This is a genomic window from Caballeronia sp. ATUFL_F1_KS39 (assembly GCF_023630985.1).
GTDB lineage: Bacteria > Pseudomonadota > Gammaproteobacteria > Burkholderiales > Burkholderiaceae > Caballeronia > Caballeronia zhejiangensis.
The window spans coordinates 265255-280713 of sequence record NZ_JALQDZ010000036.1 but is presented as its reverse complement, the minus strand read 5'-3'; the positions used below and the strand labels follow the sequence as shown (position 1 = coordinate 280713).

General features: G+C 64.6%; 11 protein-coding genes. 7 read left to right on the top strand and 4 right to left on the bottom strand.

Annotated features, from left to right (window positions below; all coding sequences use genetic code 11):
- Nucleotides 1–305 precede the first annotated feature (305 nt).
- Nucleotides 306–2243, top strand: a complete 1938-nt coding sequence (locus tag NCR93_RS18490; RefSeq protein WP_250497288.1) for an amylo-alpha-1,6-glucosidase — start codon at nucleotides 306–308, stop codon at nucleotides 2241–2243.
- Between the two features lie 84 nt (nucleotides 2244–2327).
- Nucleotides 2328–5066 carry an MGH1-like glycoside hydrolase domain-containing protein gene (locus tag NCR93_RS18485; RefSeq protein WP_175979499.1) on the top strand — a complete coding sequence of 913 codons (2739 nt, stop codon included), beginning with the start codon at nucleotides 2328–2330 and terminating at the stop codon, nucleotides 5064–5066.
- A 71-nt stretch (nucleotides 5067–5137) separates the two neighbouring features.
- Here the strand turns inward: NCR93_RS18485 and NCR93_RS18480 are convergent, their stop codons facing one another.
- Complete coding sequence (locus tag NCR93_RS18480; RefSeq protein WP_250532273.1) at nucleotides 5138–5554, bottom strand: hypothetical protein; 417 nt, start codon at nucleotides 5552–5554, stop codon at nucleotides 5138–5140.
- Complete coding sequence (locus NCR93_RS18475; RefSeq protein WP_175979497.1) at nucleotides 5544–7859, bottom strand: FdhF/YdeP family oxidoreductase; 2316 nt, start codon at nucleotides 7857–7859, stop codon at nucleotides 5544–5546. The genes NCR93_RS18480 and NCR93_RS18475 overlap by 11 nt, the downstream gene beginning before the upstream one ends.
- Nucleotides 7860–8010: 151 nt before the next feature.
- On the opposite strand from NCR93_RS18475, the gene NCR93_RS18470 reads away from it, so the two are divergent.
- Genes NCR93_RS18470 through pdxR form a run of 5 tightly spaced genes read left to right on the top strand, consistent with a single transcriptional unit; the run spans nucleotide 8011 to nucleotide 11799 of the window.
- Nucleotides 8011–9441 carry an aminotransferase-like domain-containing protein gene (locus NCR93_RS18470; protein ID WP_175979496.1) on the top strand — a complete coding sequence of 477 codons (1431 nt, stop codon included), beginning with the start codon at nucleotides 8011–8013 and terminating at the stop codon, nucleotides 9439–9441.
- Entirely contained in the window at nucleotides 9438–9701 is a 264-nt protein-coding gene (locus tag NCR93_RS18465) for a helix-turn-helix domain-containing protein (RefSeq protein WP_008352953.1), read from the top strand. The genes NCR93_RS18470 and NCR93_RS18465 overlap by 4 nt, the downstream gene beginning before the upstream one ends.
- Before the next feature lie 47 nt (nucleotides 9702–9748).
- Nucleotides 9749–9967, top strand: a complete 219-nt coding sequence (locus NCR93_RS18460; RefSeq protein WP_175979495.1) for a ribbon-helix-helix domain-containing protein — start codon at nucleotides 9749–9751, stop codon at nucleotides 9965–9967.
- On the top strand, nucleotides 9961–10326 hold the full coding sequence (locus NCR93_RS18455) for a type II toxin-antitoxin system VapC family toxin (RefSeq protein ID WP_175979494.1): 366 nt from the start codon (nucleotides 9961–9963) through the stop codon (nucleotides 10324–10326). The genes NCR93_RS18460 and NCR93_RS18455 overlap by 7 nt, the downstream gene beginning before the upstream one ends.
- Nucleotides 10327–10347: 21 nt before the next feature.
- The gene (gene pdxR, locus NCR93_RS18450; RefSeq protein ID WP_175979493.1) at nucleotides 10348–11799 is read left to right on the top strand and encodes a MocR-like pyridoxine biosynthesis transcription factor PdxR; all 1452 of its coding nucleotides are present in this window, start codon (nucleotides 10348–10350) and stop codon (nucleotides 11797–11799) included.
- 10 nt (nucleotides 11800–11809) lie between these two features.
- Here pdxR and NCR93_RS18445 read toward each other — a convergent pair whose 3' ends face one another.
- Nucleotides 11810–12949, bottom strand: coding sequence for a TAXI family TRAP transporter solute-binding subunit (locus NCR93_RS18445; protein ID WP_008352958.1), 1140 nt, complete (start codon nucleotides 12947–12949; stop codon nucleotides 11810–11812).
- A gap of 223 nt (nucleotides 12950–13172) precedes the next feature.
- Nucleotides 13173–15107, bottom strand: coding sequence for a zinc ribbon domain-containing protein (locus NCR93_RS18440; RefSeq protein WP_175979492.1), 1935 nt, complete (start codon nucleotides 15105–15107; stop codon nucleotides 13173–13175).
- Nucleotides 15108–15459 lie beyond the last annotated feature (352 nt).

The following is a 15459-nucleotide window of genomic DNA, read 5'->3' as shown; positions in this document are numbered from 1 at the left end:
GTGACCGCGGGCGTATCGGAAGCTGCTTTCTTTGGTTACTTTCTTTGCAGCAGCAAAGAAAGTGACTGCCGCCCCGCACAGGGGCAGTGCTAATAGACCGACACGAAACCGGGATCCGGCGAAACCCCGAACCGACACGAAAGCGGGATCCGGCGAAACCCCGAGCTGCCACGAAAGCGGGATCCGGCGAAACCCCGAGCCGCCACGAAAGCGGGATCCGGCGAAACCCCGAGCCGCCACGAAACCGGGATCCGGCGAAACCCCGAGCCGCCACGAACACGCAATCCAGCAAAAAAACAAAAACCATGACACGCATCGAACGCACCGATGAATCGCCGATCGACGCTGCGCGTCTGGAAGACGAATGGCTCGAACCCGATGCTTACGGCGGTTTCGCCTCCGGCACGGTCGGCACGATGCGCACACGTCGCTACCAAGCGCTGCTGCTGACGGCGACTCAACCGCCCGCCGGCCGTGTCGTGCTCATCAACGGCATGGAAGCATGGATCGAAACGGGCAACGCGCGTATCCCTCTGACGATGCAGCGCTACGCCCCCGACATCCTCTATCCCGACACGACCGCAAGCCTCCTTTCATTCGATACAGATCCGTGGCCCACATGGCGCTACCGCATCGGTAACGACGACGCAACGATCATCGTCGCAGAAGCGTTCGTTGCAAAGGAAGCCCGCCAAACCGTCCTGCGCTGGCGTCTCGAGGGCGCATCGAAAGCGGCCAAGTTGGAAGTCCGCCCGCTGCTCTCAGGCCGCGACTACCACGCGCTGCACCACGAAAACGCGGCATTTTCCTTCGATGCCACACTGGAAGGCGAGCGCGTGCAATGGCAGCCGTATGGCGATTTGCCGACGATTTGCGTCACGTCGAACGGCGCTTACGATCACGCCCCCGACTGGTATCGCAACTTCTGCTACGTGCGCGAACGCGAGCGCGGACTCGATTTCACCGAAGACCTCGCGACGCCCGGCATCTTCAGCTTCGATCTCGCGCGCGGCGAAGCCGTGATGATCCTCCACGCGCACGCGGGCCACGACAAGCCGTTCGAAGACAGCGCGCTCGCGCACGCATCGCATCTCGCCTCGCGGGAAAAGGAACGGCGCGCGGCGTTCGGCTCGCGGCTCGCGCGCAGCGCCGATGCGTACGTCGTCACGCGCAATGTCGGCAAAACGATCATCGCGGGCTTTCCGTGGTTCACCGACTGGGGCCGCGACACCTTCATCTCGATGCGCGGCCTCCTGCTCGCGTCCGGCCGGCATCAGGAAGCGGAATCGATCCTGCTCGAATGGGCCGATACGATTTCCGAAGGCATGGTGCCGAACCGCTTTCCGGACAGCGGCGGCCTGCCCGAATACAACTCCGTCGATGCCTCGCTGTGGTTCGTCGTCGCCGTGCACGATTATCTGGCGACGGGGCACGCGCACGCGGCGACGACAAGCCGCCTGCAAAGCGCCGTCGATGCGATTCTCGACGGCTATTCGCGCGGCACGCGCTTTCGCATCGCCGCCGATGTGGACGGTCTGCTGCGCGCGGGCGTGCCCGGCGTCCAGCTCACATGGATGGACGCGAAGGCAGGCGACTGGGTCGTGACGCCGCGTATCGGCAAGCCGGTAGAGGTGCAGGCGCTGTGGATCAACGCGCTCACGATCGCGAGCGCGTGGAATCCGCGCTGGCAGGCGTTGCGCGATCAGGCGCAGTTGTCGTTCGCCGCGCGTTTCGTCGATCCGGACACGCATACGCTCTTCGATGTCGTCGACGTCGATCACGAACCCGGTCGCGTCGATCGATCAATTCGCCCGAATCAGATCTTCGCGGTCGGCGGCTTGCCGTTTCCGCTCGTCGATGGCGATATCGCGCGCGCGGTCGTCGATCAGGTCGAAACGCAACTTCTCACGCCGCCCGGTTTGCGCACGCTCGCGCCGTCCGATCCGGCCTACAGGGCGAACTACGCGGGCGGCGTGCTGGATCGCGATGGCGCGTATCACCAGGGCACCGTCTGGCCGTGGCTGATCGGCCCGTTCGTCGAGGCGTGGGTGCGCGTGCACGGCGCGGCGGGCGCGCGCGAGCGTTTTCTGACGCCGCTCTACGCGCATCTCGATCGCTACGGTCTCGATCACGTCAGCGAAGTCGCCGATGCCGATGCGCCGCACACGCCCGGCGGGACGCCGTTTCAGGCGTGGTCGCTCGCGGAGCTCTTGCGCATCGAAAAGCTGCTCGGCGCAACCTAGCGCGGCGCGCGCGGGCCGGCGTCAAAACGCGCTAAATTACGAGACTTGCCCGTCGTTCAGCACGCCGCCATCGAGGAGTCGCCCATGTCGAAATCGCGCCCCGTCAACCAGCTCGAAACCGTCGAGGGCCTGAGGCTCCATTCGAAGGACTGCCCACGCTGGCAGCGCTGGGGACCGTATCTGAGCGAACGCCAATGGGGCACCGTGCGCGAGGACTACAGCGAATTCGGCACCGCGTGGGAATACTTTCCGCACGATCATGCGCGCAGCCGCGCGTATCGCTGGGGCGAGGACGGTATCGCCGGTTTCGGCGACGACAAACTCAACTGGTGCATCTCGCTCGCGCTCTGGAACGGCTGCGATCCGATCATCAAGGAGCGGCTCTTCGGTCTGACGAACCAGGAAGGCAATCACGGCGAGGACGTGAAGGAACTGTACTTCTACATCGACGGCACGCCGACGCATTCCTACATGCGCATGCTCTACAAGTATCCGCATGCGGCGTATCCGTATGCCGATCTCGTCGATGAAAACGCGCGGCGCGGCGCCGACATGCCCGAATACGAAGTGCTCGACACAGGCGTGTTCGACGACGCGCGTTACTTCGACGTGCAGGTCGAATACGCGAAGCACACGCCGGACGACATCGTGATGCGCGTGACGATCGAGAATCGCAGCGAGGTGCGGGCCGCGCTCGACGTGCTGCCGCAAATCTGGGCGCGCAATACCTGGTCGTGGAAGCCGACGCCGATCAAGCCCTCGCTGAAGGTGGAAACGGTGCAGGGCGAAGGCACCTACGTGCTCGCCGAACAGGGCGCGCACGAACCGATGGTCGTCACCGCGTGGTCGCCGGACGCGAGCGCGATGGAATGGCTCTTCTGCGAGAACGAGACCAACGTCAGGCGTCTCTTCCACATGGAAGGCACGGGACCGTTCAAGGACGGCTTCAACGATTACATCCTGCAAGGCGACGAAGACGCGATTCGCCGCGACAAGGGCACGCGCGCGGCCGCGCACGCGCATCTCGAACTGGAGCCGCTCGGCAAGGCGGTCGTGTATCTGCGCTGGCGGCCCGAGTCCGCGCCGGACGCCGTGCCGCTCGACGTCGATGGTCTCTTCGCGCGACGCATCGCGGAAGCCGACGAGTTTTACGGCGCGCTGCAGCACGATATCGCCGATGCCGATCAGCGGCTCGTGCAACGCCAGGCACTCGCCGGCATGCTGTGGTCGAAGCAGTACTATCAGTTCGATGTGACGCGCTGGCTCGACGGCGATCCGCTTCAGCCGAAGCCGCCGAAGCAGCGGCGCACCGGACGCGATTCGGACTGGCGGCATCTGTGCAACGCGGACATCGTGTCGATGCCGGACAAGTGGGAATATCCGTGGTACGCGTCGTGGGATCTCGCGTTTCATGCGGCGGCGTTCGCGCTCATCGATCCGGAGTTCGCGAAACGTCAGTTGCTATTGCTCGTGAAGGACCGCTATCAGCATCCGAACGGTCAATTGCCCGCGTACGAATGGGCTTTCGGCGATGCCAATCCGCCCGTGCACGCGTGGGCGACGTGGCGCGTCTACGAGATCGACCGCGCGATCACCGGCAAGGGCGATCGCGATTTTCTGGAACTCGTGTTCCACAAGCTGCTGCTCAACTTCTCATGGTGGGTGAATCGCAAGGATGCCGATGGCAAGAACATTTTCCAGGGCGGCTTTCTCGGCCTGGACAACGTGGGCATCTTCGATCGCTCGTCGCCGCTGCCGACGGGCGGCCACATCGATCAGGCCGACGGCACCGCATGGATGGCCGCGTACGCGCTCGATCTGATGCGTATCGCGCTCGAACTCGCATACGCGAACAAGGTGTTCGTCGATATCGCCGTGAAGTTCTTCGAGCACTTCCTGTATATCGCGGAAGCGGTGAGCTGCGAGGACGATTGCGACACCGGTCTCTGGGACAGCGAGGACGAGTTCTTCTACGACAAGCTGCGCCTGCCCGACGGAACCAATGTGCCGATGCGCGTGCGGTCCATCGTCGGGCTGATTCCGCTTTTCGCCGTGCATGTGCTGGAGCCGAAGGTGTATCGCTCGCTGCCGGAATTGCGCGAACGGCTGCACTGGTTTCTCGAACATCGAACGGATCTTTCGAGGCTCGTGTCGCGCTGGAACGTGGCGGGTCAGGGCAACAGCGTGCTGCTGTCGCTGTTGCGCGGGCATCGCATGAAGGCGCTGCTCAGGCGCATGCTCGACGAAACCGAATTCCTTTCCGATCACGGCGTGCGCGCGCTGTCACGCGTGCATCTCGATAACCCGTTCGTCTTCTATCACAACAGCGAAAGCTTCGGCATCCAGTATCTTCCGGCGGAATCCGACTCGCGCGTGTTCGGCGGCAATTCGAACTGGCGCGGTCCGGTGTGGATGCCGGTCAACTATCTGCTGATCGAATCGATCCACGAGTTTCATCGCTATTACGGCGATGATTTTCGCGTCGAATATCCGACGGGCTCGGGACAGAAGTTTTCGCTCGCGCAAATCGCCGACGAACTCGCGCGCCGCGTGACCACGCTCTTTCTGCTCGACAAGAACGGCGAGCGTCCGGTGATGGCTGCCTATCCGCTGCTACAGGCCGATCCGCGTTCGCGCGATCTCGTGCTCTTTCACGAGTATTTTCATGGCGACAACGGGCGCGGCGTGGGCGCGTCGCATCAGACGGGCTGGAGCGGGCTCGTCGCGCTGTTGCTGCATCCGCATGCGACGGGGCCGTCCGGCGTCGTGCCGCTCGCCGGCGAAGCCGATGCCGATGTTCAGGAGTTCGCAGGAGCGAAATGAGGCGTGAATCGCGGTGGCATCGCGTTTTGCGGGGTTCGGCGAAAGTCAAGCGCCACAGGTCGAAAGCGTTGTTAGGAATTGTCTGGTATTACTGATCGCTCCAACTGCGTAAGTTTGTGGAAACACAAATTGATAACAGTCTGGAGGACAAGATGGCGCAGTCGATTAGCGCATATTCTCTCAGCGGCTACCAAATGGGCTTGGGCGCTGGCGGCCGCGCTCATATCGAACACGAACATTGCCCCCCGTTCGCCATCGTCATGCTGGTGTTCGCCGCCGCAATGCTCGGCGGCGTCTGGTTCAGCGGCGAATTCAACAGCTTCGCCGCCGGGTTGATCGCGTGGGCCGGCATCCTCGCCATGCTGGGCGCATGCGCCGATCGCTGGTTCAGCGGCGCCGCCGCGCTCGAACGCCGTATCCGTCAGCGCGAGAGAGCGCGATGCCGCGTGCTTGGCGGCATCGCGTCGCGCAGCGGTTTCAGGCAGCAATGGCCTGACTGGACGACGTCAGCAGCACGGGAATGGACTTCGACGTCGGCGTACCGGCGCCATCCGCAACCGATGACAGCGGCACGAGCGGGTTGGTCTCCGGATAATACGCACCGAGACAGCCACGCGGAATGTCGTATTCGACGAGCTTGAAACCGTCTACGCGACGCTCGATGCCGTCGTCCCACACGCTCGTGATATCCACCAGTTCGCCCGGCTCGAACCCGAGCATGTCGATGTCCTCGCGGTTCGCGAACAGCACGCGCCGCTGTCCGTACACGCCGCGGTAGCGATCGTCGAGACCGTAGATCGTCGTGTTGTACTGATCGTGCGAACGCGTCGTCATCAGCGTCATGAGACGGTCGCCGTACAGCGCACGGGCGCGGTGGATCGGCGTATCGACCGCGATCCTGTGCACGATGAACTGCGCCTTGCCGCTCGGCGTCTTCCAGACGCGATCGCGCGAGGCCACGCCGAGATGAAAACCGCCCGGCTGCTTCAGGCGTTCGTTGTAGCGCTCGAAACCGTCGAGCACTTTTTCGATGCCATCGCGGATCAGCGCGTAGTCGCCCTCATGTGCGCGCCAGTCGACCTTGGCCGAGCCGAGCGTCGCGTGCGCCATGCGTGCGACGATCGCGACTTCGGAAAGCAGATTCGCCGAGGCCGGCTTGTTCATGCCGTACGAAATGTGCACCATGCTCATCGAATCCTCGACGGACACGCCTTGCGGCAAGCCGTTCTGAACATCGATCTCGGTGCGGCCGAGCGTCGGCAGAATGAGCGCGTCGCGGCCGTGTACGAGATGGCTGCGGTTGAGCTTTGTCGTGATGTGCACCGTGAGATCGCACGAGCGCATCGCTTCCCAGGTGCGCGGCGTGTCGGGCGTCGCGATCGAAAAATTTCCGCCCAGGCCGATAAACACCTTCACCTTGCCTTCGAGCATCGCGTGAATCGTTTCGACGACGTCGTAGCCATGCTCGCGCGGCGGCTCGAAATCGTAGGCCGCGCCGAGCCGGTCGAGAAACGCCTGCGTCGGTTTTTCCTCGATGCCGACCGTGCGGTCACCCTGCACGTTCGAATGGCCGCGCACCGGACATAAGCCCGCGCCGCGCCGTCCGATATTCCCGCGCATCATCATCAGGTTCGAAAGCAGTTGAATGGTCGGCACGGAGTTCTTGTGCTGCGTGAGGCCCATGCCCCACGTCGAGATGACGGCGCGGCCTTTCGCGTAGATGTCGGCGAGATTCAGCAGATCGTCCATCTCCACGCCCGATTCCGCGATGATCGCGTCCCAGCTTTCGGCGCGCAGGTCGTCGGCGAAGGCGTCGAAGCCGACCGTGTGCTCCGCGATGAAATCGACGTCGAGCACGCGCTCGCCACCGTTCGCGCGCGCGGCGTCGTCGAGTTCGATCACGCGCTTCGCCACGCCTTTGATCAGCGCGAAGTCGCCGCCGACTTTCGGGCGGATGAACACCGAACTGATCTTCACGCCCTTCGGCGAGAGCATGTCGAGCGTGTGCTGCGGGCTCGCGAAACGTTCGAGGCCGCGCTCCTTCAGCGGATTGATCGACACGATGGTCGCGCCGCGTTTCGCGCACTCGCGCAACTCGCCGAGCATGCGCGGATGGTTCGTCGCCGGATTCTGGCCGAAGAGCAGCAGCGTGTCGGCGTGTTCGAAGTCGTCGAGCGTGACGGTGCCCTTGCCGATGCCGACGGTATGCGGCAAGCCGCGGCTCGTCGCTTCGTGGCACATGTTCGAGCAATCGGGGAAATTGTTCGTGCCGTACATCCGCACAAACAATTGATACAGAAAAGCGGCTTCGTTGCTCGCACGGCCGGACGTGTAGAACGCGGCGCGATCGGGATCGTCGAGTTTCTTCAGATGCGAGGCGATGAGTTCGAACGCATCGTCCCAGTCGATCGGCAGATAGCGGTCGCGCTTTGCGTCGTAGACGAGCGGATCGGTCAGCCGGCCGTGCTGCTCCAGTTCGTAATCGCTCTGCGTCATCAGCGACGAAACCGTGTGCTCCTCGAAGAACGCGGGCGTCACGCGCTTGCTCGTCGCTTCGGCGGCGACGGCCTTGACGCCGTTCTCGCAGAATTCGAAGGTCGAGCCGTGCTCGCGGTCGGGCCACGCGCAGCCGGGGCAATCGAAGCCGTCCGGCTGATTCTGCTTGAAGAGCGTCTTGTAGTTGCCACCCGCCACCTTCTCCTTGACGAGATTGATGGCGACCTGCTTCAGCGCGCCCCAGCCGGCGGCGGGATGCGTATAGGGTTCGATGCGTTCTTCGGGCTTCTTGAACATGGCTTGGCGGATGATGCTTTTTGGCTTGCGATGTCCGAAGCGTACTGTGATCCGAATCGCGCGCGGCGCACAGAAAATGCGAAATAGAAGGAGTACAGTTGCGTCGATTTGCCCTAGACTTGACGCATTCCCGCTTCAGAACGAAATCCAGTTGAAACTCTACGAAAAGCTCGCCGATGAAATCGAGGAAGCCGTGCGGCGCGGCGTGTTCACGCCCGGCGAGAAGATTGCGTCGGTGCGGCAGGCGAGCCAGCAGCACGGCGTGAGCATCAAGACGGTGCTGCATGCGTACGCGATCCTGGAAAGCCGCGGGATTCTGGAGACGCGTCCGCAGTCCGGCTATTTCGTGCGCGCAAAACCGCAGGCGGGCGCGGCGCACAGTCAGCCGACGCGCGTGATCGCGACGGCATCGGAAGTCGATGTGAGCCGGCTCGTGCTTTCGACGTTGCGCAGCATCCGCGCTCACGACGCCGTGCCGTTCGGCTCGCCGTATCCCGATCCCGAGCCGTTTCCGTGGCGGCGCATCAACCAGTACGCGAACGCGATCGCGCGGCGGCAGGCGAGTTGGAATCTCATCGACGATCTGCCGCCCGGCAATCCCGAGCTGATTCGCCAGATCGCGCGGCGTTATGCCGAAAACGGCGTGCCGGTCGATCCGGAGGAGATCGTCATCACGGTCGGTGCGACTGAGGCGATCAACCTGAGCCTGCAGGCCGTCGCGCAGCCCGGCGACACGGTGGCCGTCGAATCGCCGACTTACTACGCGATGCTGCACGCGATCGAGCGTCTCGGGATGCGCGCGATCGAAGTGCCGACGCATCCGGCGGAAGGCATCGACATCGACGCTCTGGCGCGGATCATCGGACGAAGAAAGATCGCCGCGTGCATGGTGATGCCGAACTTCCAGAATCCGCTCGGCTTCCAGATGCCGGACGAGCGCAAGCGCCGGCTCGTCGAATTGCTGTCCGCGCACGATATTCCGGTCATCGAAAACGATGTCTATCACGAGCTTTATTACGGCGATGCGCGCCCGTCGACGCTCAAGAACTTCGATACAAAAGGGCTCGTGCTGCATTGCGCGTCGTTTTCGAAGAGTCTGACGGCGTCGTACCGGATCGGCTGGGCGATGCCGGGACGGTATCGGGCGCAGGTCGAGAAGCTCAAGTTTCTGAACACGTTGACGACGCCATCGGTGCCGCAGGTCGCGATCGCGGATTATCTGCGGCAGGACGGCTACGACCGGCATCTGCGGCGCGTGCGCAAGCTGTATCGGCAGCAGTCGCGCATCATGAGCGCGATGGTCGAGCGCTTCTTTCCGGCGGGCACGCGCACATCGGCGCCGCAGGGCGGCTATGTGCTATGGGTGGAATTGCCGGAGCGCGTCGATTCGATGCGGCTCTATCGCGCCGCGCTCGACAGCGGCATCACGGTCGGACCGGGCTACATGTTCTCCACGCGCAACGCCTTCAGCCATTTCATCCGGCTGAACTACAGTTATCCGTGGACCGCGCAGAGCGAGGCCGCGTTGCGGCGGCTCGGCGAACTCGCGGGCAGGGAGATCACTATGGGGATTCGCGCATGAACGATGACATCGATCCGGCGCTCGTCGCCGTGCTGACACAGCTTTGGCGCGCACAGACGGAAACGCCGGAACGCGCGTGGTCGCTCGCGAAATTGGCGAAGCAGTCCGGTTTGCCGATGAGCGCGTTGCGTCGGCAATTGACCGGGCTCGAGGAAGCGGGATTCGTCGAGGTGCGGATGAACGAGGATGGGACGGGCAGCGCGGGGTTGAGCGAGCAAGGCGTGACTTTGTGTCAGTCGATTTTCAGCGCAGGTGAATAAATGGGCTATGGCGATATACCATATGTATATCGTATAGCGAGGTATCTATGGGAAGGATCTTGATCGATTTGCCCGACGAACAGATAGACGAACTCGCCGCGATCGGCGAAGAGCAGCAGCGCCCGCGAGCCGCGGTCATTCGGGACGCGATCAGCGCGTACGTCGCGAGCAACAAGCGCCGTCCTGCCGTCGATGTGTTCGGCTTATGGCAAGAGCGAAAGATCGATGGATTGCAGTATCAGCGGGAGCTGCGCGAAGAATGGTAAGAGCGCTTTTCGACACGAACATCCTGATCGATTACCTGTTGGGAATCGATGCGGCACGCAAGGAGATCGAGCGTTACGAAGAGCGGTCGATCAGCATCATCACGCACATGGAAGTTCTAGAGGGCGCCAAACCCGACAGTGAAGCGTCGCTGCGCGCCTGGCTGTCCACCTTCGATCTCGTGCCGCTCGATTCGGCCGTCGCGAACCTCGCAATCGGAATTCGCAGGAAATCGCGCATCAAGTTGCCGGATGCGATCGTGTGGGCGTCGGCGCAATCGGTGAATGCGCTGCTCGTTTCGCGCAACTCGAAGGACTTCCCGCCCGACGATCCGGGCGTGCGGATGCCCTATCAACTGTAGCCGCGTCGGTCGCCAGCACCCTTGGACATCCACATCACCCTGCACGGCCGCCGCGACCTGACCGGCCAGATCTACGGCCAGCTACGCGCGGGCATCATCGAAGGGCGGCTCGCCGCGAACGCGCGCCTGCCGTCCACGCGCGATCTCGCCGCGCAGCTCGGCGTCTCGCGCAAGACCACGCTCGATGTCTTCGAGCGGCTGATCGCGGAAGGCTTCTTGCGCACGCGCGCCGGCGACGGCACGTTCGTCGCTGAAGGGCTCACGCGCCTGCCGACCGCGCGCACCGAACCCGTATCGGCCCGCGCTCGCGCCACCGGCATCTGGCGCAAGATGCCCGAGCGCATGGCGATGCCGATGCCGCCCGCCGACGAAACGCTCGACTGCGATTTCAAGGGCGGCGTAACCGACAAATCGCTCTTTCCCTACGACGCCTGGCGACGCTGCCTGAATCAGGCACTGCGCACGCAGGCGCGCGCGGGCGGCGGCGTCGCGGGTTATCGCGATCCGGGCGGCGAGCAGGCGTTGCGGCTCGGCATCGCGCGTTATCTCGCGTTCAGCCGCGCGGTCGTCTGCAACTGGCAGGACGTGATCGTCACGCAGGGCGCGCAACAGGCGCTCGATCTGCTCGCGCGCGTGACGATCCAGCCGGGCGATGTCGTCGCGGTCGAAGAGCCGGGTTATCCGCCGGCGCGAGCGCTCTTCGCGGCGCTCGGCGCGCGCATCGCGCATGTGCCGGTCGATGGCGAGGGCATCGTCGTGAGAAAGCTGCCGCGCAACACGCGGCTCGTCTACGTGACGCCGTCGCATCAGTTTCCGCTCGGCATGCCGATGAGCCTCGAGCGGCGCGTCGAGTTGCTCGAATGGGCGGGCAAGCGCGGCGCGGTGATCGTCGAGGACGATTACGACGGCGAATTCCGCTTCGAAGGGCGGCCGGTGGAATCGCTGAAGAGTCTCGATCGCGCGGGACTCGTCGCGTATGTCGGCACGTTTTCGAAGACGCTCTTTCCCGATCTGCGGCTCGGCTACGTCGTGCCGCCCGCGACACTCTCCGAACCGCTCTGGAACGCAAAGCAGATTTGCGACTGGCACAGCTGCATGCTGACGCAAACCGCGCTCGGCGCGTTCATGCTCGATGGCGAATACGCGAAGCATCTGCGCCGCATGCACAAGGCGTACGCGGAACGCCGCGCGCTGTTGATCGAACGTCTGCAAGGCGAGCTCGCGCCTTGGTTCGAGCCGCTGCCCGCGACGGCGGGCATCCATCTCGTCGCGCGGCTCGCCGGTTCGGTGCGGGAAGACGAGGTCGTCGCGGCGGCGCGCGCCGTATCGGTCGGGCTGTACGGCATACGCGCGTTCTACGCGGGCGAGCCGGCGCAGCAAGGCGTGCTGCTCGGCTACGGCGGGACGAGCGTCACGGCGATCGAGCGCGGCGCGACGCGCCTCGCCGCGCTCATGCCGACGCTCGTCCGCTAGCTTCGCGGCGTCACTGATCGCACAACAACAGCAGCTTTTCCTGCGCGGAACACGCCGCCTTTTTCGGCTTTTGCGCGGCCGCGTCCGCGTCGCGCGTCGCGACCTTGCGCGTCGGATTCTGCGCTTGCTCGGCGGCCGCCGTGCGCTGCGCGATGCACGCGCGCAAGTGCTTTTCCATCGGCGGATAGTATTTCCAGCCCTTCGTGAGCGGCGGCAGTTCGAGATGCACCTGCTTCCACTTCGGATGGCCGTTCGCCTGCAGCGTGTCGAAGTTCGAGCACAGCGAATCGGCGAATTTCGACAGCGCGCCGACCGTGCCGCGCAAACCGTAATCGTAGGTCACGAGAAACGCCTTCACGGTGAGCGTCGGCGTGTCTTCCTGAATCCAGTTCGGATAACTCGTCGTGCGGATCGTCGCCGGGAAATAGGTCTGCTTCGCGCGCGCGGTTTCCTGCGCGTTCGGATCGAGGCGCAGCAGCCTGATCTGCTTGAGCAGCTCCGGATTCATGTCCTGGAAGAGCTTCGCCGGTTGCCCCGCGACGATCACCGCCACATCGATCTTCCCGACGATCAGCCGCGCGAGCGAATCCTCGTTGTTGAGATGCTGCTCGTTGGCTTCGGCGATCGGTTCGCCGAACATCAGCCGATACAGCGTCTCCGCCGATTGCGCCGTGCCGCTGCCGATCGGCCCGACGCTGATGTTCTTGCCCTTGATCTCGTGGATGTACTTCATCGGCGAGTCCGCGCGCGTGACGAAGTAAATTTCTTCGTCGTAGAGCGGCATGATGAGCCGCAGCGGCTTGATGATCTTGCCCGCGTCCGCATTGCCCGAGGTCGCCATGTCCATGTACGCCTGATACACGTCCGACTGCACCAGCGCGAACTTCACGCCGGGCTCGTAGCGCATGCGCTGCACGTTCTCCGCCGACCCTTTCGACGGCAGCACTTCCAGTTCGATGCCGGCCGGCTCGGCGACGTACTTCGACAAGTCCTGTCCGATCTGGATATACGTGCCGCGTTCCTGGCCCGTCGTGATCTTGTAGGGAATCGGATCGGCGGCGAAGCTCGATCCCGCGCCGATCATCCCGGCGATGGCGAGAAGCGTCAGCGCGCCCCGTGCGGCGTTGCGCATGTATTTCGTGGTGAACATGATTGACCCTTAGTCGGAGTTGGACGGGTGCTTTTTGAAACTCGCACGATGCGGGAATCGTCCGCGTCGCGCGCAATCTGCTCATGCGCGGGCACTCGCATGCGGCCCGGCGCGAAGATGCGCGGCGCGTGCTTGCGGTGCGTCGGTGTTGTCTCTGCGTGTTCTTGTAGTTGCGTCGTTCTTGCGTCGTTCTTGTGCGTTTTTTTGCGTTTTTTTGCCGTTTTCAGCGCGACGGCGGCTTCGAGGCCGAATCGCCGCCGCTCCAGCCGTATTGCTTGATGGCGCGTTCGAGTTCCTCGGACTTGTCGGAGTCGACATGCGAGCCGGCCGGCACCGTGGCGAACTGCGGCGACGCGCCGGTCGTGGCCGCGGCCTGCGTGCTGCGCGTCGCGACGTTCGTCTGCACGACGGGCTGGGCGACGGCTTGTGCGACGGCCGCGGGCGGACGGGGCACGGCTGCCTGCATCGGCGCCGTCGATGGCGGGAGCGCGCTGCTCTGATTGGCCGATTGCGGTGGATGCGGCACGGCGGTGCGCGTCGGGGGCGCCGACGGCTGCGGCGGATCTTCGCCGAGGTAATACGCGCCGCGCGGATTGGCCGGACGAGCGGCTTGCTGCGGCGGCTCGTCGCCGATGTAATAGGGCGCGCGCGGGTTCGCGGCACGCGAATTCGCGGCGGAAGGCTGGGCGCTTTCTTCGCCGAGATAATAGGGCGCGCGCGCCGCTTGCGTGACGGGCGGCGGAGCGGCCTTCGCAGCGGCCGGTTGCGACGGCGCGGGCACGGCGGCTTGTGTCGTGGCCGGTTGTGGCGTCGGCAGGGGCGTCGGTTGGGGCGTCGGTTGCGTGGCCGCTTGCGGCGCGGGCGTGGGCATCGTCATCGTCGTGGCCACGGTCGGCGCGGGCGGCGGATTGATCGTCGTCGCGGTGATCGCGGCGGTCGCCGCCTGGCCACGCGCGATTTTCTCCGCGCGCGATTCGTAGGCAGCGTCGTCGTCGGCCCAGCGCGCGGCGGTGCTGCGTTGCACCGTGCGCCTGTCCGGCGTGGGCTTCTGAGCAAACCCGTTCGTCTTCGCGGCCTGCGCGGCCGCCGCTGCAACGTTTGCCTGCGCGGGAAGTTGAGCGGGCGCGGCAGCCGCCGTGTTCGCGGCATCCGCGGCGGGCGCCGTGCCCGGCACGCGTTTGGCGAGCGCGGCCACTGCCGTCGGCGCGAGCCAGCCCGCGTGCGAAATCACGCGTTCGAGCATGGCTTGCGATTCGATGTTGCTGCCGTCGAGGGCGAGCGCCTCGCCCGCGTTCTGCTGCACGCACGCCCACGCGGACGTGCGCTCGCAGGCGCGCGCGAGTTGCAGCGCGGCGTCGCGCTGCGCTTCGCGCTTGACGAGCTCGTCCTTCAGCGATTCGTAGTCGGCGCGCGCCTGTTGCTGCGGCGGAAGCATTTTGAGCCGCGCGCGGGCCGTGGCGAGATCGTGCTGATCCAGCGCGACGCGCACATCCTGCAGCGCATTGCCGGACGGAGCGGCGGCCAACGGGCGCCGGTCCGCCGCGGCCGGTGCGGCAGGCGTGCCGGGCGCGTCGGTTGCGCCGCGCATCAGCGAACCAACCTTGGAATCGATCACGCCCGAAACGCTGTGATCCGCGGATGGCGTGCTCGAACCGCCGTCCGAATCGCCAAGCTGGTAATAGAACGTCGCGCCGAGCAGCAACACGAGACCGCATGCACCGGCGATGACTGTCTTCTTCGTGTTCCACCGCTCGGAACCGGGCAGGGCGTCGGGATCGTTGCTGGAATCGGCGAAGGCGTTGCGTGCGGATTCCTCGGCGCGGCGCGCGCGATACTCCGCCGCCTTTTGCGCGATGCGCTCACTCGCGCGCTCCGTCCAGCGCGAGCGCATGCCCGGCTCGACGCGCCCGGCGCCATCCGAGTCGAGGGAAGCGGAAGAACCGGATGCGGACGCACCCGCCGATGCGAGCGGCGCCGATGCCTCTTCGAAAACGTTCTTGCGCGATTTGCCCGAGGCGGCCTCGCGCGTCTGGCCGAATGCGGCGCTTCGGTCTGCGCCGCAATTGGGGCAACTGTCGGCGTTCTTGCGCACCGTGCTGCCGCACCGCTGGCAGACGACGGAGAACATGGATGCGGGAAACGTCAGTCGCGTGGTCATGCTAAAGCCCTCGAAGGACGTGTGCGTGAGGTTGCCAAAATCGCGTGGCCGCCAATGCGCGCCGAGCCGTCGCGCCTGTACGCGGGAACGGCGTCCCGCGGCAGCAATCCTTCGTATTCTTTGTCCGCGCGGCGCGCGCGCCAGCGGGAAACGACTATCCGACTATGGTTCAACCACTATCGGACGTCAATTGCCTTTCGCCCCTACTCCGGGCGGTGCTCTCGCTCACGATATTTCTGACATTTTGGGATCGCGGCGGCGGTTTTGAATCGCCAATCCTTAGCCGAAAAAAGACAACGGGGCGCGATCGCCGGATAACCCACTGATGTGAAAGCGATTCGAGCGCGTGATG

Excerpts from the sequence above, each read along its gene's own strand:
- NCR93_RS18445 (WP_008352958.1), bottom strand. The coding sequence starts at position 12,949 with ATGTTCACCACGAAATACATGCGCAACGCCGCACGGGGCGCGCTGACG.
- NCR93_RS18465 (WP_008352953.1), top strand. The coding sequence starts at position 9,438 with ATGAACGATGACATCGATCCGGCGCTCGTCGCCGTGCTGACACAGCTT.
- NCR93_RS18490 (WP_250497288.1), top strand. The coding sequence starts at position 306 with ATGACACGCATCGAACGCACCGATGAATCGCCGATCGACGCTGCGCGT.
- NCR93_RS18485 (WP_175979499.1), top strand. The coding sequence starts at position 2,328 with ATGTCGAAATCGCGCCCCGTCAACCAGCTCGAAACCGTCGAGGGCCTG.
- NCR93_RS18460 (WP_175979495.1), top strand. The coding sequence starts at position 9,749 with ATGGGAAGGATCTTGATCGATTTGCCCGACGAACAGATAGACGAACTC.
- NCR93_RS18455 (WP_175979494.1), top strand. The coding sequence starts at position 9,961 with ATGGTAAGAGCGCTTTTCGACACGAACATCCTGATCGATTACCTGTTG.
- NCR93_RS18440 (WP_175979492.1), bottom strand. The coding sequence starts at position 15,107 with ATGACCACGCGACTGACGTTTCCCGCATCCATGTTCTCCGTCGTCTGC.
- NCR93_RS18475 (WP_175979497.1), bottom strand. The coding sequence starts at position 7,859 with ATGTTCAAGAAGCCCGAAGAACGCATCGAACCCTATACGCATCCCGCC.